21 protein-coding genes are annotated in these 20,091 nt (G+C 30.9%); 9 read left to right on the forward strand and 12 right to left on the reverse strand.

Going from position 1 to position 20,091, the window contains the following annotated elements; all coding sequences use genetic code 11:
• Positions 1–135: 135 nt before the first annotated feature.
• Positions 136–1,194, forward strand: a complete 1,059-nt coding sequence (locus ACH2BV_RS07260) for a hypothetical protein (RefSeq protein ID WP_395050059.1) — start codon at positions 136–138, stop codon at positions 1,192–1,194.
• A gap of 170 nt (positions 1,195–1,364) precedes the next feature.
• Here the strand turns inward: ACH2BV_RS07260 and ACH2BV_RS07265 are convergent, their stop codons facing one another.
• The 4 genes from ACH2BV_RS07265 to ACH2BV_RS07280 all read right to left on the reverse strand — a co-directional run bounded on the left by ACH2BV_RS07265 (position 1,365) and on the right by ACH2BV_RS07280 (position 4,220).
• The gene (locus tag ACH2BV_RS07265) at positions 1,365–1,604 is read right to left on the reverse strand and encodes a hypothetical protein (RefSeq protein WP_395050060.1); all 240 of its coding nucleotides are present in this window, start codon (positions 1,602–1,604) and stop codon (positions 1,365–1,367) included.
• Between the two features lie 274 nt (positions 1,605–1,878).
• Positions 1,879–2,937 carry a nucleoid-associated protein gene (locus tag ACH2BV_RS07270; protein WP_395050061.1) on the reverse strand — a complete coding sequence of 353 codons (1,059 nt, stop codon included), beginning with the start codon at positions 2,935–2,937 and terminating at the stop codon, positions 1,879–1,881.
• Between the two features lie 90 nt (positions 2,938–3,027).
• On the reverse strand, positions 3,028–3,567 hold the full coding sequence (locus ACH2BV_RS07275; protein WP_395050062.1) for a hypothetical protein: 540 nt from the start codon (positions 3,565–3,567) through the stop codon (positions 3,028–3,030).
• 95 nt (positions 3,568–3,662) lie between these two features.
• Positions 3,663–4,220 (reverse strand): sugar O-acetyltransferase, encoded by a 558-nt coding sequence (locus tag ACH2BV_RS07280; RefSeq protein WP_395050063.1) that lies wholly within the window; start codon positions 4,218–4,220, stop codon positions 3,663–3,665.
• A gap of 136 nt (positions 4,221–4,356) precedes the next feature.
• On the opposite strand from ACH2BV_RS07280, the gene ACH2BV_RS07285 reads away from it, so the two are divergent.
• From ACH2BV_RS07285 to ACH2BV_RS07310, 6 genes are all read left to right on the forward strand, one after another.
• The gene (locus ACH2BV_RS07285; protein ID WP_395050064.1) at positions 4,357–6,495 is read left to right on the forward strand and encodes a TonB-dependent receptor domain-containing protein; all 2,139 of its coding nucleotides are present in this window, start codon (positions 4,357–4,359) and stop codon (positions 6,493–6,495) included.
• Positions 6,496–6,630: 135 nt separating this feature from the next.
• Positions 6,631–7,251 (forward strand): hypothetical protein, encoded by a 621-nt coding sequence (locus ACH2BV_RS07290; RefSeq protein WP_395050065.1) that lies wholly within the window; start codon positions 6,631–6,633, stop codon positions 7,249–7,251.
• Between the two features lie 69 nt (positions 7,252–7,320).
• Complete coding sequence (locus ACH2BV_RS07295) at positions 7,321–8,676, forward strand: histidine kinase (RefSeq protein ID WP_395050066.1); 1,356 nt, start codon at positions 7,321–7,323, stop codon at positions 8,674–8,676.
• Positions 8,677–8,728: 52 nt separating this feature from the next.
• Entirely contained in the window at positions 8,729–9,031 is a 303-nt protein-coding gene (locus ACH2BV_RS07300) for a 2TM domain-containing protein (protein ID WP_395050067.1), read from the forward strand.
• 21 nt (positions 9,032–9,052) lie between these two features.
• Positions 9,053–9,403 (forward strand): 2TM domain-containing protein, encoded by a 351-nt coding sequence (locus tag ACH2BV_RS07305; RefSeq protein ID WP_395050068.1) that lies wholly within the window; start codon positions 9,053–9,055, stop codon positions 9,401–9,403.
• Positions 9,404–9,474: 71 nt separating this feature from the next.
• Positions 9,475–10,233, forward strand: a complete 759-nt coding sequence (locus ACH2BV_RS07310; RefSeq protein WP_395050069.1) for a LytR/AlgR family response regulator transcription factor — start codon at positions 9,475–9,477, stop codon at positions 10,231–10,233.
• A gap of 92 nt (positions 10,234–10,325) precedes the next feature.
• Here the strand turns inward: ACH2BV_RS07310 and ACH2BV_RS07315 are convergent, their stop codons facing one another.
• The 6 genes from ACH2BV_RS07315 to ACH2BV_RS07340 all read right to left on the reverse strand — a co-directional run bounded on the left by ACH2BV_RS07315 (position 10,326) and on the right by ACH2BV_RS07340 (position 16,328).
• Positions 10,326–11,099, reverse strand: coding sequence for a CDP-alcohol phosphatidyltransferase family protein (locus tag ACH2BV_RS07315; protein ID WP_395050070.1), 774 nt, complete (start codon positions 11,097–11,099; stop codon positions 10,326–10,328).
• Between the two features lie 54 nt (positions 11,100–11,153).
• Complete coding sequence (locus ACH2BV_RS07320) at positions 11,154–12,176, reverse strand: COX15/CtaA family protein (RefSeq protein ID WP_395050071.1); 1,023 nt, start codon at positions 12,174–12,176, stop codon at positions 11,154–11,156.
• Between the two features lie 51 nt (positions 12,177–12,227).
• The gene (locus tag ACH2BV_RS07325) at positions 12,228–13,649 is read right to left on the reverse strand and encodes a CCA tRNA nucleotidyltransferase (RefSeq protein WP_395050072.1); all 1,422 of its coding nucleotides are present in this window, start codon (positions 13,647–13,649) and stop codon (positions 12,228–12,230) included.
• 65 nt (positions 13,650–13,714) lie between these two features.
• Positions 13,715–14,284, reverse strand: coding sequence for an L-threonylcarbamoyladenylate synthase (locus ACH2BV_RS07330; protein ID WP_395050073.1), 570 nt, complete (start codon positions 14,282–14,284; stop codon positions 13,715–13,717).
• Between the two features lie 131 nt (positions 14,285–14,415).
• A complete protein-coding gene (locus ACH2BV_RS07335) occupies positions 14,416–15,465 on the reverse strand; it encodes a glycosyltransferase family 9 protein (RefSeq protein WP_395050074.1) in 1,050 nt (349 codons plus the stop codon).
• 113 nt (positions 15,466–15,578) lie between these two features.
• Complete coding sequence (locus tag ACH2BV_RS07340) at positions 15,579–16,328, reverse strand: hypothetical protein (protein WP_395050075.1); 750 nt, start codon at positions 16,326–16,328, stop codon at positions 15,579–15,581.
• Between the two features lie 276 nt (positions 16,329–16,604).
• Here ACH2BV_RS07340 and ACH2BV_RS07345 point away from each other — a divergent pair, with 276 nt between their 5' ends.
• Together ACH2BV_RS07345 and ACH2BV_RS07350 are read left to right on the forward strand one after the other, a co-directional pair.
• Positions 16,605–17,366, forward strand: a complete 762-nt coding sequence (locus tag ACH2BV_RS07345) for a Kdo domain containing protein (protein WP_395050076.1) — start codon at positions 16,605–16,607, stop codon at positions 17,364–17,366.
• 141 nt (positions 17,367–17,507) lie between these two features.
• Complete coding sequence (locus tag ACH2BV_RS07350; protein ID WP_395050077.1) at positions 17,508–18,473, forward strand: hypothetical protein; 966 nt, start codon at positions 17,508–17,510, stop codon at positions 18,471–18,473.
• Here ACH2BV_RS07350 and ACH2BV_RS07355 read toward each other — a convergent pair.
• Both ACH2BV_RS07355 and ACH2BV_RS07360 read right to left on the reverse strand, forming a co-directional pair.
• Positions 18,467–19,447: a glycosyltransferase family 2 protein gene (locus tag ACH2BV_RS07355; protein ID WP_395050078.1), complete on the reverse strand. Its 981-nt coding sequence runs from the start codon at positions 19,445–19,447 to the stop codon at positions 18,467–18,469. The genes ACH2BV_RS07350 and ACH2BV_RS07355 overlap by 7 nt on opposite strands.
• 32 nt (positions 19,448–19,479) lie before the next feature.
• A partial coding sequence (locus ACH2BV_RS07360; protein ID WP_395050079.1) for a 2,3,4,5-tetrahydropyridine-2,6-dicarboxylate N-succinyltransferase occupies positions 19,480–20,091 on the reverse strand: 612 nt, incomplete at its 5' end.

Consider the following 20,091-nt stretch of genomic DNA (forward strand, 5'->3'; position numbering starts at 1 on the left):
TTTGAAAACTATTAAATATTGACTTTAATGATATACAGAATTCAAGTTTTCCAATTATAAAAAGGTCGCTATTTTATTGTCTAAGTTTGAATTAACAAACGATATTAATGTAAATTTGTATAAAATGTTTTCAAAATGAGTGAAGTACCAATAATGGTTTTTAAGAAACCTACTTATCCTATAAATAATTCGCTATCGGATTATTTAGAGCGTTTTGACCGTATATCCAAAGTTGCAATTTCTTATGATGATTTATTGCGTTTTTCGGGTTCTGTAACTGTATATGATAAACAAAATCAAGATACATTATGGATTCGAGTGTATTATAATGAATATGAAAGATTGGAAATAGATTTGGTTTTAAAAAAAATCTATTCTCTTTTACTTTCTGATGGGAATTTAAACATAATTAAATTTTTGAATGTCGATTCAATCGACTACTGTACTTTTGGAAATTCAAAGCCTTTCAGAATAAAAGTTAGAAATATCCTAAACGATAATTACACTCATTTTTATGTAAAAAAAGCAGACGCTTCCAGAGTTTACGGACTTGAATTAGAGCACATTCTATCTCCAGATAAAATAAATTTTTTAGTATATAAAGAAACTTTAATTGAAGAGCATATTATCGGAATCCCAGGTGATGTGTTTATAAATAAGTTGCTAAAGGATTGTACGGAAACAGAAAAATCTCAAATCGCAAAAGAGTTTGTGAAGTTTAATGAGCGCTGTATGATTCGATTACTTGGTGATATGAGAGCATATAATTATGTGATTGTTCCTAGTCACGACTTTGATCAGGTAGTATACAAAATTCGTCCTATCGATTTTGATCAGCAATGTTACGAAGGGAATTTCAAGGTGTATCGACCACAGTTTTTTAAGGAAAATTATCCAATGGTAAAATTGGTCAAAGACAAACTACAGAATAGTTCCATAGAGCAATATAAAGATGAAGAAAGAGCAGTTTTAGCCAAAAGAATTTTTTCGGCCGAATACCGTATCAAAAAATTATTGCAAATTATGGGTAACGATAGTATTGCCCCTGTGGAGCATATAGAGCAGCTAAAATTAGAAATGTTTAATTACACACATGATGTGAACTTCAAAAGAGCAAAATCTATGGGAAATGTTTTAAGCTCCGCATTCGATTTTGTTACTCGGAATTATAAATCCATAAATATTTTTAAATAAATTTAATGTAACTATTTCAAATAAATTAGTATTTAATTTGCTCTAAATTTAACGGCAAATCAATTACCGATGTTCTGGCTAAGCGTTTTCTTATTATCGATTGTCTCAATAATAGAAGGCTTTTTATAAGTAATAATGTTAGCATCTTTTTGGGGCTTTTAGATGATTTATTAAATTGAGTAATGTTTTTTTTTGTATAGACTGTTTAATGTTTCATTAATGTCTTTGAGCTCGGGAGTCAGATATGTTTTATGACCTTTAAGATCATTTGTCAATTCTAAACCACATACAGAACATTTATATTCCCTGAAGTGATTCGTCACATTTCTGGTAGTGATAATTTTATGTCCGAAGAAAGAACACAAAATTTTGCTGGAGAGATTTCTTTCTCTGATTTTGATGTGGTCCATATTAAGTCTATTAGATTTGGGATAATAAATGTAGAATAAAAACGATTAAAATACAAATAATATCGATTAAGTACACAATATAAATTTTTATATATTTAAATACCTACAAATAATAAATTTAAAGCAAAAGAAGAATGCTGAATAAAGAGAACAAATAAAAAATCCTCAATTATATTAATAATTGAGGATTGAATTCTGTTTTCTTGACCCTTTCCTTTTCCTTCGCCGAGGCAAGATTCGGTTCAATTCGAGAACTTCGACTGAAAACTGAAAACTAATTTTTCACTTCTTTATTGAAATATACCAAATAATAATACATCTGTTTTTCTTCGTCCCAACCTTTTTCTACATATTTTTCAGCGCTTTCAGGGTTAATGAAATCCATTTTTATTTGAATGTTTGTATCAAGACTGATTATATTTTTGATTGATTTCCTAGCATCAGAAACGGCTGCATTGGCAATTGGGAATGATGTTACGTCTTCGATGCTGTATTTTTCTCCTTTATCAACTTTGTAACTTTTAAATTCAGGAAGTAAATCAGGATTATCCAGAACTTCATTTAAAAAATTACTTTCTTCAAACTGGTCATTTTTGGCAAAATAATTTACAGAACGATTCATAAACATCACTTCTTCTTTTTTGTCTTCGGCTGGGAAAACCACATCTTTGGCAAAACCTTGACAGAATTTCAAGTATTTTTTAGTGATGAAATTCTCGTCTTCAAAAGCATCTACCGAAAGAAAATGTTCTAACCAATATCTAGCATCGTAGCGATTGCTGTCTACAGTCAGTATTTTATAACCTTCTTCTTTTTTGTAATTAAAAATCAAACAGCCTTTGTCGAGTTTACTTAGGTTTATCCCGTGTTGCAAAATCATTTCCAGATTGGTATCTTTTTCTTCAAACTGCAAAAAATCGGATTGTAATTCGCTTTTGAATATCCCAATGGCATCCACAACATTGTTGTCGATATTTACATTAGTCAAATGCGCTACATAAACTTCCCCGTTTTTAATGTGAGGATGGTTTGATTGCTCAAATAAATGAGTCGTAATTTTCTTGGAAACTTCGTGTAAACTACTTGGATTTTCGAATATTTCAGTAGCTAATTTAAACATATCATTGTAATCCAAATCGACTTCGTGGGCAAATTGAAAGTAGTTTTCCTCTTTATCTCTAAAAGGCTTGAAGAAATATTCTTTTATCAAAGGCAAAATTTCGTCGTTTAAATTGATTGATTGTTCCGATAAGAAAATAGCCTCGTTGCGGCTTTTGTTTCCAACTCTGTGAATTGATAAAGTTTCAATATGCGTATTAAATAAGTTGATCATTTTTTTTAGTTTTTTTAGACAAAAGAACCAAGATGCCAGACACTATAGAAGTCTTTCATCTTGGTTCCTGATTATTAATTTCTTATTTTTTTAATTCCAATTTTCCTCAAAACCATAGTCTTCAAAACTATCGTCTCCTTCAAACATATCAAGATCTTCCTCGTCTAGGTCATCTTCAAATTCGTTATAATTTTCCTCTTCATCATCAGCAATGAAATGCTTTTCCATTGCTTCGGCTGGCATTTCACCAACGGAAAAAATAGTTTCAGGATACGTATTTCCAGCAGAAATTTCTTCGACAGCAGCTAATTCTACCAGAAAAGTCCACATATTGATGAAATCGTAAACATAAATTATTTTGGTGTTTTCTGTATCCAAAATGTCCGAAAGTAAGTAATCGCTCATTGTTTTTTGTTCACCTGGAACATCGCCGGCATCAAACATTGGAATTTCATCTTCCTGATTCCAAGTGCCATCACAAGTGTAAAAAGAAGCTACTTCCATTCCGTCAAATCCAAAAGAGTTGAAAATGGCATTGTGGAAATCTTCTAAAGTATCCTCGGCAAGTATAGCAATGTCTCTAAAAATGTCTTCTTCTGCATCGAGAATTACTCTAAATTTATAAACCATAATGTGTATTTTATTGAAAAGCCAAAGGTAAAATATAATTTTAGATTTTAGATTTTAGATTTCGGATTTGTTGATAAAATTTTTAGATATTGAAATTATTGGTTGAGTTTCTTAATCACTTTTGCTGGATTTCCCACCGCCAATGAATTATCGGGAATGTCTTTTGTAAGTACTGAACCAGCGCCAATCACACAGCCATTTCCTATTGTTATTCCTGGAAGAATGATAGAGTTGCCACCAATCCAACAATCGTTTCCTATTGAAATAGGTAACGCATTTTCGAGTGTTTTTCTTAGTTCGGCTTCTAAAGGATGATCTGCTGTATACAATTGTACTCCGGGTGCAAAAAATACATTGGAACCAATTTTTATTGGGGCGCAATCCAATACAACGCAATTCACGTTAAAATATACATTGTCACCACAAATAATATTGTATCCATAATCACAATGAAATGGAGGTTCGATATAGAGACTTTTGCCAACATTTGGAAGTAGTTCTTGTAGAATTTCTTTAGCTTTTTTGGTCAAACGGTATTCGGTTACGTTTAATCTGTGGAGTAAATTTTTCGCTTTTCGGCGTTCTTTTACTAAAATTGGGTCACCGGCCAAGTAATATTCTCCAGCTATCATTTTTTCTTTTTCGGTTTTCATAAAGGCAGTTGTTAGTTGTAAATATAAAAGAAAACAAGCAATGATACAACTCATCCTCAAAATTCCACAGTTCAGTAAACTTATATTCCAAGATTCTAATTGTAGAAATACATTTGCTTCATCAAAAACTCATACTATGAAGCTATTTTTACCCATTAGCATTTTCTTTTTTACACTTATTTCATTTTCTCAAACGACGATTTCCGGGAAAATAGTTGACGAAAAAAACAATCCAATTCCCAATGCAAATATTTATATTAATGGAACTTATGATGGCGCAACATCAAATAATACAGGCGAATTTAGTTTTGCAAGTACAGTCGATGGAAACCAAACTTTGGTCATCAGTGCTTTGTCTTTTGAAATGAAAAAGGTTGAAATTGTTATGAGCAAATACCAAAATCAAACCCTAATTTTAAAACGTAACGCAACCGAATTAAACGAAGTTTTAATTACTGCTGGAACAATAGAATCCGGTGGAAAATCGAGAGTTTCTGTTTTGAAACCTTTGGATATTTTGACAACAGCTGGAAATCCCGGAGATATTGTTTCGGCTTTTAAAACATTACCCGGAACACAAATTGTTGGCGAAAGCGGTAAACTTTTTGTTCGTGGAGGAGAAGCAAACGAAACTCAAACCTTTGTTGACGGACTCCGAGTGGCACAACCCTATGTTCAAACCGCAAATAATGTACCTACGAGAAGTACTTTTTCACCTTTGCTTTTCAAAGGAACTACTTTTTCTACCGGAGGTTATTCCGCTGAATATGGCGAAGCGCTTTCGAGTGTTTTGGTGATGAATACTATTGATGAACCCGATTTAGAAAAAACGGATATTGGATTAATGACCGTTGGATTAGGTATTGGGAACACTCAAAAATGGAAAAACAATTCTTTAAGCGTTAATACAAGTTATATCAATTTGCAACCCTATCAATCGTTGTTGCCTGACAATATCGAATGGATTAAGCCCTATGAATCTTTTGGTGGAGAAACTGTTTTTAGACAAAAATTGGATCGAGGATTGCTGAAATTTTATGCTTCCTATTCAGCAGCCAATTTCGATTTAAAACAGGATGATATTAATTATCCAGAACAATTGCGTACCCAAAACAAGAATAATAATTTGTATTCGAACCTTTCCTATAAAGGTGGTTTTGGAGATAATTGGAACATTTTTGCTGGAATTAGTTATGCTAAAAGTCGAAATAATGGCATTTATGATGTTTATAATTATGACTCTTCAGAAAATGCCAGTCATTTGAAATTGAAATTAGCAAAACCCATTTCCGATAAAATAAAAACTAGTTTTGGTGCAGATTATTTTTATACTAATTTTTCGGAATCGATTACCAATTTCAATAGTGGATATCATTCGAATATTCTTGCTACTTTTTCAGAAATAGACTTTTTGTTCACCAATAACTTGATTACAAAAGTGGGTTTCCGATTTTCGAAAAACTATTTATTGAACGAAAGTTCTATTGCCCCAAGATTAGCTTTGGCGTATAAAGTGTCGAAAAATCAACAGTTTTCAATGGCTTACGGAACATTCGATCAAGCACCAAAAAACGATTATCTTAAATACACTATTCATTTGCAAGCTGAAAAAGCACAACACTATATTTTGAGTTATGAATTCAATAAGGACAAGCAGATTTTCAAAGCAGAAGTTTATTATAAAAGCTATGATAATTTAGTGAAATACGACACAAAGTCACCTGTTTACAATAGTAATTTCAATAACAGCGGAACTGGATATGCCGAAGGTTTAGAGCTGTTTTGGAGGGACATCAAAAACATCAAAAATTTAGAATACTGGATTTCCTATTCCTATATCGATACAAAACGGGATTATCAAAATTTTCCAAAACAAGCCACGCCCAGTTTTGTTGCCGATCATACTTTGTCTTTGGTGACCAAATATTGGATTCAAGATTGGCGTTCGCAAATAGGAGCCACATATACTTTCAGTAGCGGAAGACCTTACAATAATCCAAATGACACCGTTTTTATGGATGGTAAAACGAAATCCTATAATAATCTAAGCGTGAATTGGGCATATTTGATTTCACCTCAAAAAATTCTTTTTTTCTCAGTGACCAATGTTGCTGGTATCAAAAATGTGTATGGATATAATTATGCTAATACACCAAATTCGACCGGGGTGTATGAAAGCCAAGCGATAGTTCCCACTGCGGATAGATTCTTTTTTGTGGGCTTCTTTTGGACTATTAGCCAGGACAAAAAAACGAATCAGTTGGAGAATTTGTAACATAGAGAAGCTGTTAAGCAAGATTCCTACAATTCATCCTCAATATTCAACAGTTCAGTAAATGTTAATTTCAAAACTATTAAAACCAATATAAATTTGCTCAAGAATTAATCAACCAATTAAAAACTAGAAATTATGACAAAAATTATCATTGTAATTGTATTATTTATTACAAATTTAGTATCAGCTCAGGGACAATTTGAGCAAGGGATGGGAAAAGCTTTTCAACTTTGGGGAGAAGGGAAAAATAGCGAAGCATCAGCTATGTTCGAAAGAATAGCGGCGGCGGAACAAACATCTTGGTTGCCTAATTATTATGTTGCGTTGGTAAACACAACATCAGCTTTTGGAACAAAAGACAAAGAACAAATAGACTTGTTGTTAAGCAAAGCTCAAAATGCATTGGATATTGAATTAATAAAAAATCCCAACAACGCGGAGCTTTTAGTTGTTCAGGCGATGATTAATACAGCCTGGATTGCTTTTGATCCAATGACTAACGGACCAAAATTATCAGGAACCGTTATGGAATTGTATGGCAAAGCACAAGCTATTGCTCCTGAAAATCCTAGAGTTGTTTTTGAAAAAGCAGAATTTGAAATTGGGGGAGCAAAATTTTGGGGAAAAGATACCAAACCAATGTGTGCTCAAATTGAAAAAGCTATCGGTCTTTTTGCTACTTTTAAACCTGAAACACCTTTTTCTCCAAAATGGGGTTTGGAAAGAGCGGAAGCAGCTTTGAAAAACTGTAAATAATTTTTTTAAATCCATAAATTAGTTTTAGTAAAATACTAGGGAACTGTTAAACCTAAATTATAAGTAATAATGAACAAAATAAAAAAAAGTATTCAGGGAACTTTGAAAAAAGGATTTATTGATAGTTTCAAGATTTCTTTAGTGTTTACTCTTGTTTTTTCATTAGTACAAGCTGATTTTAGACCTAAAACTTTATTGATTACCTTTCTGGTTAGTGCTCTATATTCCTACGGAATTGGGTTTGGAAATGGATTAATCAACGCTATTTTAGACCGCAGGTGGAACTGGTTAGAGCAAACTAATTTAAGAGTTTATTTTGGGATTATTTGCACCATTTTATATACAGTTCCTATAGTTTTAGGAATTGACTATCTAACTTTTGTGGTGTTTCAAAAAATGGATGTTTCAAATTTCTTTAGTGAAAGAATGATTTGGGTTCATATGTTTTATGTGATTCTTTCTTTAGGAGTTTCCACTTTTATGCACGCCCGAAGTTTTATGATTAACTGGAAACAAGCTTCTAAAAAAGAAGTAATCGAACAAAAAATCATTGCAGGAACAGCTTCGGCAAAGTTCGAAAGTTTAAAAAACCAAATTGACCCTCATTTTCTATTCAATAGTTTGAATGTTTTGAGCTCGTTGATTGAAGAAAACCCAGAAAATGCGCAACGTTTTACCACTTCTTTATCTAAGATTTATCGCTATGTTTTGGAACAAAAAGACAAAGAATTAGTTTCGGTTGAAGAGGAATTAGCCTTCGCCAAAACCTATATGAATTTGTTGAAAATGCGTTTTGAAAACAGTTTGTTTTATGAATTACCTACAACTATATCTAATCCAGAAGCAAAGGTGGTTCCGTTATCATTGCAGCTTTTATTGGAAAATACAGTGAAGCACAATGTGGTTAGCGAAAAGAAGCCGTTACACATTCGTATTTTTATTGAAGGAGATTATTTAGTCATCCAAAATGATTATCAAAAAAAAGAAGTTTTGCAAGAGCGTCAAGGTGTTGGATTGCAAAACATCATCAATCGATACGGAATTATTACAAATAGAAAAGTTTTGATAGAGCAGAGCGAAAAAATATTTACTGTCAAGATTCCAGTTTTAACCAAACAAATTACTATTATGGAAACAAATGTAAATTACAATGAAAACAGTGCTTATTTCAGAGCCAAAAAGCGAGTGGAAGAACTCAAAGGGTTTTATGGAAATTTAATTTCATATTGCTGCATAATACCGGTTTTGGTCTTCATAAACTTAACTTATATGCCAGAATTTCAATGGTTTTGGTTTTCTGCAGCAGGTTGGGGATTTGGCATATTGATGCATGCTTTTAAGGTTTTTGGATACAGTTCTAATTGGGAAGAACGGAAAATTCAAGAAATTTTGAGTAAAGAAGATAAGAAAACAACTTGGAAATAATAATCCTTTTATCAATGTTTTAAATTTTGGTAAAAAATAAATAGCTAAAAAAATGGAAAATAATTATCAAGACGAAGAACGCTATTTTCGAGCGAGAAAAAGAGTAGAAGAAATCAAAGGGTTTTATGGTAATTTAATCGCTTATATCGTCGTAAATACAGGTCTTTTGGCTGTTAATCTTCTCACTTCACCAAAACATTTATGGTTTTATTGGCCTTTATTTTGGTGGGGCATTGGAGTAGTATTTCACGGTTTAAAAGTTTTTAATTATATGCCTTTTTTTAGCAAAGACTGGGAAGAGAAAAAAATCAAAGCGTTTATGAATAAAGAGGAACAATCGAGCAATAACTTATAATAATTTAAAATATAAAAGAAAATGAGACGATCAAGAAGAATGTTTGATGAATATCAAATGGAAAATAGTAATCCAGATCAACGTTACAGTTTGGCGTATAAGAGAGTAAAAAGAATTAAAGGATTCTATGTTCATGCGCTTGTGTATGTTTTGGTGAATCTATTTATAATTGCATCCAGTTACACCAAAAGTTCGTTTGATACAGGAGTTTTTTTTAGATGGGAAACTTTTTCAACTGCACTATTTTGGGGAATTGGTTTGGCTGTTCACGGATTATCTGTTTTTGGTAGAAACTTGTTTTTTGGACAAAACTGGGAAGAAAGAAAAATCCAGGAATTTATGGAAAAAGAAAAAAGTGAGAAATGGGAGTAAATTATTACTGACTTAAATTTCAAGAGTTCAATTCTGAAACATTAAATTTTTAAACCTTAAACCAAAAATAATTGACAACAATAATAATCGAAGACGAAAAACCTGCTGCAAGATTGCTTCAACGTAAACTCGAAAAGCTAAACATTAAAGTAGGAATGATGCTTCATTCAGTTGAGGAATCGATAGAATGGTTTTCTAAAAACGAACATCCGGATTTAATCTTTCTAGACATTCAATTATCGGATGGGTTATCGTTTGAAATTTTCGAAAAAATTGCTATAAAAAGCGCCGTAATTTTCACAACGGCTTATGATGAATATGCGCTTAAAGCATTCAAATTAAACTCGATTGATTACCTCTTAAAACCTATTGATGAAGATGATTTAGAAGTAGCTATTTCTAAATTTAAATCACGATTACCAAAACAAGAATCAAGTTTAGAATTAGACTTTGAGCAGATAAAAAAGATGCTCTCTAATCCGTTTGAAAAAAATTATAAAAAACGTTTTACTGTTAAAATAGGGCAATATCTCAAAGTGATTTCGACTGATGAAATTGAATGTTTTTTCAGCGAAAACAAGGGTACTTATATTCATACTTTTGACAATAGAAATTATTTGATTGAACACACTTTGGAGACTTTAGAACGAGAAATTGATTCGAAAGAATTTTTCCGAATAAGTCGAAAATTTATCATTTCGTTAAGGGCGATTAAAGAAATTGTTGTGTATTCTAACTCAAGATTAAAAGTCATTTTACCTACTTATAAGGAGGATGAAGTGATTGTTAGTAGAGAAAAAGTTCAAGAATTTAAAAATTGGATTGGATGATTTTGTATTAAATTTTTAAAATAAATAAACGTTATTAAAAACACTGGTGTTTAATTACTTATGAATTCAATATAGATTATTTCTATGGTGATTTAAGTTCTAAAAATGGACTTTCGTACTCCTATTATGACAAAAATCAACAAGGAATAGATAATGAAAAAAGGAACGATATATTCTATCAAATTCATAGGAAGCATTACGGCAATAATCAGCAATTGAAAACCCAATCCGTAAATAGAAACGAAGGTCATAAACCAATTAGGAAACGTTTTTACCTTGTAAGCATTTCTGTCTAAAGCGTGAATTATTTTATCAAAAATGCCATAAACTATTGTGTATATTCTAAATAATATATCGACTGATTTCTGGTTTTCTCCCGGCAAAGCACGAGGTGATTTATACTCAAAAATTTTGCTCGTTGTATCTCCGCCAACCGATTTATTTCTTAAAATCACATAGTAATAATTGTATAAAGTGCCTTGTAATTGGATGCAAAAAAAAGCTAATAATGTCATCCAAAAAGAGGTTTTTGACACATAACAAATTGTCATAAAAAACAAAAAATTCAAGACAATATCAAACACACTATCGAGGTATCTTCCAGTGTAAGAAGGGGTGTTTTTTATCCTCGCTAATTCTCCATCTGCTGCATCGATAATTGATTTTATAATGATAAAAAAACTGGCAAAAAAGTAATGATTTTGCAGGATACAATATATGGCAATCATACCAGAAACACCAAAAAGCATCGTAACGTGAATGGGTGTAAATCGGGTATTTTTTAATTGATTGGCAAACAGTTTTCCAATCGACCTTCCGTAATCTGACAAATCCAGGAATTTATCTTCAGCAGCAAGTTTAGACATTTAAATGAGTTAAACAAAAAGATTTGACAATATAGTCAGGTGTAAATTATTATATTATTTTGACAATCGGTGTAAACTATAGGTCATGGCTGTTAATAAAAAGAAAGCTACAACTTGATGCGTTAATCCTAGCCACAATGGAACGCTGTATAGCAAAGTAAAAACACCTAATGTAAATTGTATAAACACAATTACAACAAGTGCATTCAGGCCATTTTTTTGTTGTTGTGTAAGTGAATATTTCTTACTTTTAAAGAATAAAAACAAAATCAATCCAACCACCACATAAGCTAGTGTTCTGTGCACAAATTGAACTCCACTTTTTCCTTCAGTAAATCTTTGAAACCAAGTGTCTTTTTCTAAAATTACACTTTCGTGAAGGAATTGTCCGTCGCTCATCATTGGCCAGTGATTGTGAATTAAACCGGCATTTAAACCGGCTACAAATCCACCGTATATTATTTGTAACAACAGAAAAATCAAAGCGAAAACGGCAATTTTTTTCAGTGGAAGAATCGCTTTGTTTCTAATAGGATAAATCAAATCTAAGGCTACCCAAAGAGTATAAGCAAAGGTTATAAAAGCAAAAGTCAAGTGTAATGATAAACGAAAATGGCTCACATCTGGATTGTCAATTAAGCCACTTCGAACCATAAACCAACCTAAAAACCCTTGAAAAGCGCCCATTCCCAGTAGAATGTAGCATTTGTTTAATGTGTTTTTGTCAATTTTTTTCTTAATCAAAAAATAGACAAATGGAATGATGAATACAAATCCAAGAATTCTCCCAATTAATCGGTGAAACCATTCCCAGAAGTAGATAAATTTATAATCAGAAAGTGTAAAATCGTTATGAATATTGATTTTTTGATATTCTGGAAATTGTTTGTATTGTTCAAAAGTTTCCTGCCATTTTGTTTCAGTAAGTGGTGGATAAGTATCTGTTACTAAATGCCAGTCGGTCATTGATAAGCCGGAATTTGTTAACCGAGTTATTCCGCCTACAACAACCATTACAAAAACTAAAAAACAACCTGAAAGTAGCCAGATTATTACTGATTTATTCTCTTTTTTCATTGTTTGGAATTAATTTTTGCAAAGATATTTCAAATTCAATTAAATTTAGATTCAACAAGCGTTAATCTTTAGCCCTAATTTCGCACCTCTTTTCAATACAAAGTCATAAGCAGCCTGATATTCATTTGGAATCTCTCCTTCCATTATGGCTTCTTTTACTGCTTCTTTTAATATTCCGATTTCGCGGGAAGGTTGCAAATTAAATATCTTCATAATTTCTTCTCCTGAAATTGGAGGCTGAAAATTTCGAACATGATCTCGCTCTTCCACTTCCACAATTTTCTTTCGAACCAATTCAAAATTCTCGTGGTATTTCTTGAATTTATTGGGGTTCTTAGTCGTGATGTCGGCTTCGCACAAAGTCATTAAACTTTCCACATCTTCGCCAGCATCAAAAACTAAACGTCGAACAGCCGAATCAGTTACCAAATCTTGCGAAAGTACAATGGGACGTGAACTCATCATTACCATTTTTTGAACAAATTTCATTTTGTGGTTTAATGGCATTCGCAATCTTTCGAAGATTATCTTTGCCATTTTTCCACCCAGGAATTCGTGCCCGTGAAAAGTCCAGCCTTGTTTTTTGTTGAAGCGTTTTGTGGGTGCTTTTCCAATGTCGTGTAGCAAAGCAGACCAACGTAACCATACATCATCTGTATTCGGGCAGATATTATCGACTACTTCCAACGTGTGATAAAAATTGTTTTTATGGGTTTGTCCTTCTATTTCTTCAACTTGGTTTAAAGCGGTTAATTCTGGTAAAATTATGTCTAAAAGACCAGTTTTATACAGCAATAAGAATCCAATTGAAGGTTTATCCGTCGAAAGGATTTTATTCAATTCATCGACGATTCTTTCACCAGAAATTATGTTGATTCGATCAGCATTTTTTGTAATAGATTGCAAAGAGTTTTCTTCGATTTCAAAACCCAATTGATTTGCAAACCGAATAGCTCTTAGCATTCGCAAAGGATCGTCAGAAAATGTAATATCTGGATCTAGGGGAGTTCTGATGATTTTATTTTTCATATCTTCCAATCCATTAAAAGGATCAGAAAGTGCTCCGAAATTATCGTTATTTAAAGATAAAGCAAGTGCATTGATGGTAAAATCACGACGGTTTTGGTCATCTTCCAAAGTTCCGTTTTCGACAACAGGATTTCTGCTTTCAAAATGATAGGATTCTTTTCGAGCACCTACAAATTCGATATCAATTTCTCCAAATCGTAACATTGCCGTTCCGTAGTTTTTAAAAACTTGTACTTTTGGGTTTTTTGGAAGTAATTCGGATACTTTTAAAGCCAATTCAATTCCGCTACTAACAGCCACGATATCTATGTCTTTTTTGAAATCCCTTTTAAGAATTAAATCTCTCACAAATCCTCCAATCACATAACTTTCGATGTGAAGTTCTTGGGAAGCTTGAGATATTACTTCGAATATTTTATTATTTAAGGCTGATTTGTAATTCATTATTTTTGTTTAGAGTTTAAAGTTTAAAGTTGCTCAACTAAAAACTGAAAACTGAATACTGCAAACTATTTTCGTATGACTTTTACCTGCGAATCGTTCGTTAATTTTATAATCGTCGAAGGTTTTCCGGCAATTTTTTCGCGATGCAAATTTACAACATAGTCAACACCTTTTATAATTTCTGGGCTAATATCTTTAAAGGCAATTGGAGTAGGCTTTCCTGAGATATTTGCCGATGTGGAAACCAAGGGTTTCTTCATTTTTTCCATTAATTTAAAACAGAAAGGCTCTTTTACGATTCGGATTCCTAAAGTATTATCAGCAGCTATTAAATTGGGTGCCACATTTCTTGGTTTATCTAATATTAATGTTGTTGGTTTTTCAGATAAATCCATAATTTGCCACGCTACTTCTGGAATGTCTTTGAAAACGTTGTACATCATTTTCTCGCCATTCATCAAAACAATCATACTTTGGGTTTCGGCTCTTTGTTTGAGTTTATATATTTTGGCGACAGCCTCAGGATTTGTGGCATCACAGCCAATTCCCCAAACAGTGTCCGTCGGGTAAAGGATGATTCCGCCTTCTTTGATTATTTCGTGGGCTTTGTGGACTTCTTCGTTGAGATTTTCCATAATTTATCGTTAATAAATATAAGTGGATTTTGTATGATTTTAATTTATGTTGTAGTATTGAGAATAAATAACTGTTGTTGTAAAAAAAACAAATCTGAATGTACTTTTTCTTTCAAAAGAGGTTTAGAGTCTTATTTATTAGTTAGAATGCTTTTTATTGTTTTAATGCATTCGTCTATACTATTTTCATTCGTGTTTATTGCTAAACTACTGTTGTTATAAGGCTCGTACATATTTTGATTGGCACGAGAGAACAGTCCTATTGTCGTTGTGTTAACAGAGCTGCTCAAATGCATAATACCACTATCAGCACCAATAAAAATGGCTGTATTTGATATTAATGAGCCAATTTCACGAATATCCTTACTGTAAAATGTTGGGGCTTTAAATCCTATTTGTGAAATATTTTCAACAGGTAAAACTTCAATTATATTATAATTAATTTGGAATTCTTTTTTCAATTTTTCGTAGAACTCTTCCCACCAAGATTCTGGATAACATTTGTCAGAAGTTGCGAAAGTAAAAATACAAATAGTTTTTTTTTCGTTGCTGACAATATTATCCAATAATTTTTTTCCTTCAGCTATCTCAGAATGACTTAACTTAAGATTTAATGATGGAATTGGGCTAGTGTTGTTTTCAAATCCTAATTTAGTCAAAAAAAGTCTGAAGTCGTAAATCGGATATTTTGCAATATGCTCATAATCTTTGTATTGTGAATTGATTTTTTCATCTGCTTTTCCGAAAAATTTATATTTTGCGTCAGCAAATTGTGTTGCAATTCTTCCAGATGAAGAACCTTTTTCTATATTTATTATAATATCATATCGATGTTTTTTTAGTTTTATCCATACCGAAAAGTACTGTAGTAAATTTTTAAAAGGCTTTTTAGGTAATTCGATTATATCATTAATATTTTCATAATTTTTAAAGATAATTGGGCCCAGACCTCCTTTTACAAATAAATCTATTTTGCATTCTGGAAAAGTAGAAGAGATTTCCTGAATAAATGGAGTAATCAACAATAAGTTTCCTAATCTATGATTAGGCCTGCAGATCAAAACCCTTTCAATTTTAACTTTTTCGGATAAATCAACATTTGGATTTTTGTATGAATTGCCAATATTTTTGGTAAGGGTTTTTGTTAAAACTCTTCTATATTCATTTATTTTTTTTAACATATTTAAAGTTTAAAAATAGTTCGTATTAATAAAAATTTTTGTGAATTTCTTGGTTGATATTTTCAATAATTAACTAGCATCAATGCGTAAGGTTATACTTTAAGTGAAATTTTTTAGGTTTTTTGTAAATCAAATACAGTTTCAACCCAATGATTTAAGGTGTATTTTTTGAATATTTCTTCGGGTATTGATTCATAATCCGTTTCAAAAAAATCATTGTCAAAATTAATATCTTGTACATTAATTAATAAAATGTTGTTTGGATTATAAAAATCGTAATTAACTATATTGGGATTTGTCGTAATTAATTTTTTGTTCAAACCCATGCTTTCAAATACTCTAAATGTTAGACCGTTTTGTTCATTTCGGTGAATGTCTAAAAGTAATTTAGAGCGTTTAATATAATCATTAACCTCAGCTATTTGAATGTATTTTGATATGAATTCGATGTTTGGGTTCTTATTTCCTCTTTTTTTGTCATAAACAAGAATTTTTGAAGGAATGTTTTTTATTTTTAATTCATTTGCAATTTTAGATATAATTTTAAAGCGATTGTCTTTTGAACTGATATTGAAAACATCATAATCAAATTTTATAGTTGAGATTTCTTCACTCTTCTCCTCATTTTGGATCCAATTGGATATAAATTTCAAGTCATATTGTAAACAATCTTCTTTTTCAAATGAATAAACTTCGTCAAAGTAAGGGATTACCCTACGTATTTTAGGACATCTATTAATATTGTCATTAAAAAAAGCAATTGACTTTTTTGAGTATTTTTTGAATTCTAAAATGCTGTCTTGATCAATAAAATCTGCTTTAATAGTTAAAATCACATCTTGTATTGCTCCTATTTTTTTCAATCTTTGAATAATTTTATTTCCATAATGGATATTTTTAAGGTTTTTCTTAAAGAAAGTTTTTAAAAAAAAATTATATATTTTAGATCCAAAATTTGGGTGCAGGTATTTGAAAGTATTATAATCAATATGATTAACAATATGTCCTTTTTTTTCTAGCGCTATGACAATATTATTATTATATCCCCAAGTATCATTGCTAATTAAAGTTATTCGCATTATCGTCTTTATTGTTTTTAATACAGGGCAAAACTAACTAAATTTGCGGAAAAAAACTTTATGATTGTAGTATTTAATGAATCGTATCAAAATTTTGAAAATAAACTTTTAGATTGCATTGTGGATTTTGATTCCAAAGGCGATGACTTTATAATTGGTACTCGAAACCGAATTAAGCTTTTTAGCCTAGATGAGTTGACCATAAATATCAAATCCTTTAAAATTCCAAGTTTCATTAATAAAATAATCTACGAATATTTTAGAAAATCTAAAGCAAAACGCTCCTTTGAATTTGCCAATAAATTAATAACTTTAGGTATTGGAACTCCAGATCCAATAGGGTTTATAGAATTTTATTCTTTTTTTGGATTACAAAAAAGTTTCTATATTAGTCAACAATTAAAATGTGATTTAACATTTAGAGAATTAGTAGAAATTCCTAATTACCCTGATAATCTGAATATTTTGAAGCAATTTACCCAGTTTTCTTTCGATTTACATGAAAAAGGTATTGAATTTTTAGACCATTCACCAGGGAATACCTTGATTAAAAAAAATGATGAAGGAAAGTACGATTTCTTCTTGGTCGACTTGAATCGTATGAATTTTCATCAATCGATGCCTTTTGAAATGAGGATGAAGAATCTATGTAGATTGACTCCTCACAAAGAAATGCTTGAAGTAATAGCTAATGAATATGCTAAACTTTCAGGTATTTCAGAAAAAAAAATATTTGAGACATTATTAAAATTAACAATTAATTTTCAAGAAAAATTTTATAGAAAGAAAAGATTAAAAAGGAAATTTATGTTTTGGAAGTAATTATATTTTTAATGCTTTTTTTAAGTTCAAAAATATTTTACGTTTCTTAATATATTATAATTATAATTAAAATTGAATAGATTTTCGTCGTTTTTTTTAATATGCAAATGATACAATTTGAAATATACTAGCTAACAATATATGAATAAATTAATAGACTGTTTTACATTTTTTAATGAACTCGATTTGTTAGAAATAAGATTGAAATACCTTTACGATGTTGTGGATTATTTTGTAATTGTAGAAGCTGATACTTCATTTAATGGAAAGGCAAAACAAATGGTTTTTAAAGACAATATGGATAGATTTAAGCCATTTATGGGAAAAATTATTTACGTACCTATCAATATGAAATATTTTGAGAATAAAAATAGGGTGGCCTGGGAGAGAGAGGAATATCAGAGAAATTGTATTCAGAAGGGAATTGAAATATTGAATCTTAAAGATACAGATTTAGTTCTAATAAGTGATATTGATGAAATTCCCAGTAAGGATATATTACTAAATTTGAAAAACAATGGCGAAACAATAGTAGATGTCAAGAAACAATCTAATTTACTTTTGATTTTAAAAGCTGTTTTCTATGCATTAAAGAGTATTTTTTATAAAATTATTAATAAGGACTTGGGGAAGTTGAAGTCTCAATTAAAACTAATTTATTTTGTTCTTATCAAAAAATATTTGCCCCCAATTAATTTTAAAATGTTTAATTATTATTATTATTTAAACTATCAAAAAAAAGATGATTTTTGGCCGGGTGTTCAGTGTTTTGAAGCTAAATGGTTGAGAATTTTTACAGCAAATGAATTGAGAGCTTTTAGAAAATCACCTATAAAAACTGTAAATAACGGCGGATGGCATTTTTCTTATCTTGGAGGAAAAGAAATGATAAAATATAAAATAAAAAATTTTTCACATCAAGAATATAATGTTCCTGAAATAGTTTCTGATGAATATATTGATTTTTGTATTAACAATGGATATAGCTTATTTGATTATTATAAAAATCCTCATATTAAACCAAAATACATAAAAAAGGAAATCTCACATCTACCGAAAGATTTACAAGATATCGTTGTTTCTTATGAAAAATTAATTTTTCAATAATCAAGTTTTTTGTAATTCATTGCGCGGGGACTAATCCAAGTTTGTTTTTGTATTGCATTAAAATAATAAACAGAGAGATTTTTAAGTATCAATCTATTTACTTTTAATTTTGGAATAAAAAATAAAAAAAGACTTAATAGCGACAAAAATATTTTCTCACTAAAGACACCTATAATCAATAAACTATGTAAATAGATTTGTATTCCAGTTGAAAATTGGTTCTTGATATAAACGTGTTTAGAAATAATTACTTCTGTTTTTGTGAGTGCTTTTGTCTTTATATTTAATCTAGATGCCCCACCGTGTTGATGAAATATAGTTGTTTCCCGAGTAACTGCAACCTTTCCTTTAACTAGAGATATTTTTTTACAAAGGTCGACATCTTCAAAGTATAACCAATAATCTTCATTCCAGCCGTTAATTTTATTAAACCATTCTCGACTTACAAAAACAACAGCACCAGTAACCCAATCTGGATAAAATAAGGTATTGTTGTTATTAAAACGTTTTTGAAGTTTTACTTTGTTTAGTTTTTTAAATATAAACCTTGAAATCCCAAAAAAGCTTCCTAAAGTCGGAAATAAATTATTCTGTTTGTAAAAAACATTATTTTCATTTATTTGCAAACATGATAAAATTCCAATTTCAGGATGTAAGATGGATGTTTGTAAAAGAGTTTCTAACGCCTCAAAAGTAAGTTTTGTATCTGGATTTAAAAAAAAGAAATAGTTTCCCTTAGCAATGCTTGCACCAAAGTTACAACCATTAGAGAAACCATTATTTCCGGAATTTTCTATAAAAGTAAACTTTGAATATTTTTGTTTAAAAACAGTAAATAGTCCATCATTGGAGCAATTATCAACAATTATGGTCTCGAATGTTACTGTTTTTGAAACAATTGTATCAATAGATTCTAAACATTCGTCAAGGGCATTCCAGCCACGATAATTAACTATTATTATAGATATGTCCAATAGGTCTTTATAAAATATTGAAAATTTAGAATTTAAACAGCAACATCATATTCGCGTAACGCATTATTCAAAGACGTTTTCAAGTCAGTTGAAGGTTTTCGAGTACCGATAATCAATGCACAAGGTACTTGAAAATCTCCAGCAGCAAACTTTTTTGTGTAACTTCCAGGAATTACGACAGATCGAGCAGGAACAAAACCTTTTCTTTCGACAGGAGTTTCTCCAGTAACATCGATGATTTTGGTGGAAGCAGTCAAACATACATTGGCACCAAGAACAGCTTCTTTTCCTACGTGAACTCCTTCAACAATAATACAACGTGAACCAATAAATGCACCATCTTCAATGATTACTGGCGCAGCTTGCAAAGGCTCCAAAACACCACCAATTCCAACACCACCACTTAAGTGAACATCTTTGCCAATTTGAGCACAGCTTCCAACAGTTGCCCAAGTATCGACCATTGTTCCAGAATCAACATAAGCGCCAATGTTTACATAACTTGGCATCATAATTACACCGCTGGCTAGAAAAGCTCCGTAACGAGCTGATGCTCCAGGAACCACGCGAACTCCTTTTTCGGCATAATCTCTTTTTAACAACATTTTGTCGTTGTATTCGAAGATTCCAGCTTCTAATGTTTC

It is taken from the genome of Flavobacterium sp., assembly GCF_043780635.1.
Classification (GTDB): Bacteria; Bacteroidota; Bacteroidia; order Flavobacteriales; family Flavobacteriaceae; genus Flavobacterium.

Coding starts and splice junctions, on each gene's coding strand:
- ACH2BV_RS07260 (WP_395050059.1), top strand. CDS start 136: ATGAGTGAAGTACCAATAATGGTTTTTAAGAAACCTACTTATCCTATA.
- ACH2BV_RS07265 (WP_395050060.1), bottom strand. CDS start 1,604: ATGGACCACATCAAAATCAGAGAAAGAAATCTCTCCAGCAAAATTTTG.
- ACH2BV_RS07270 (WP_395050061.1), bottom strand. CDS start 2,937: ATGATCAACTTATTTAATACGCATATTGAAACTTTATCAATTCACAGA.
- ACH2BV_RS07275 (WP_395050062.1), bottom strand. CDS start 3,567: ATGGTTTATAAATTTAGAGTAATTCTCGATGCAGAAGAAGACATTTTT.
- ACH2BV_RS07280 (WP_395050063.1), bottom strand. CDS start 4,220: ATGAAAACCGAAAAAGAAAAAATGATAGCTGGAGAATATTACTTGGCC.
- ACH2BV_RS07285 (WP_395050064.1), top strand. CDS start 4,357: ATGAAGCTATTTTTACCCATTAGCATTTTCTTTTTTACACTTATTTCA.
- ACH2BV_RS07290 (WP_395050065.1), top strand. CDS start 6,631: ATGACAAAAATTATCATTGTAATTGTATTATTTATTACAAATTTAGTA.
- ACH2BV_RS07295 (WP_395050066.1), top strand. CDS start 7,321: ATGAACAAAATAAAAAAAAGTATTCAGGGAACTTTGAAAAAAGGATTT.
- ACH2BV_RS07300 (WP_395050067.1), top strand. CDS start 8,729: ATGGAAAATAATTATCAAGACGAAGAACGCTATTTTCGAGCGAGAAAA.
- ACH2BV_RS07305 (WP_395050068.1), top strand. CDS start 9,053: ATGAGACGATCAAGAAGAATGTTTGATGAATATCAAATGGAAAATAGT.
- ACH2BV_RS07315 (WP_395050070.1), bottom strand. CDS start 11,099: ATGTCTAAACTTGCTGCTGAAGATAAATTCCTGGATTTGTCAGATTAC.
- ACH2BV_RS07320 (WP_395050071.1), bottom strand. CDS start 12,176: ATGAAAAAAGAGAATAAATCAGTAATAATCTGGCTACTTTCAGGTTGT.
- ACH2BV_RS07325 (WP_395050072.1), bottom strand. CDS start 13,649: ATGAATTACAAATCAGCCTTAAATAATAAAATATTCGAAGTAATATCT.
- ACH2BV_RS07330 (WP_395050073.1), bottom strand. CDS start 14,284: ATGGAAAATCTCAACGAAGAAGTCCACAAAGCCCACGAAATAATCAAA.
- ACH2BV_RS07335 (WP_395050074.1), bottom strand. CDS start 15,465: ATGTTAAAAAAAATAAATGAATATAGAAGAGTTTTAACAAAAACCCTT.
- ACH2BV_RS07345 (WP_395050076.1), top strand. CDS start 16,605: ATGATTGTAGTATTTAATGAATCGTATCAAAATTTTGAAAATAAACTT.
- ACH2BV_RS07350 (WP_395050077.1), top strand. CDS start 17,508: ATGAATAAATTAATAGACTGTTTTACATTTTTTAATGAACTCGATTTG.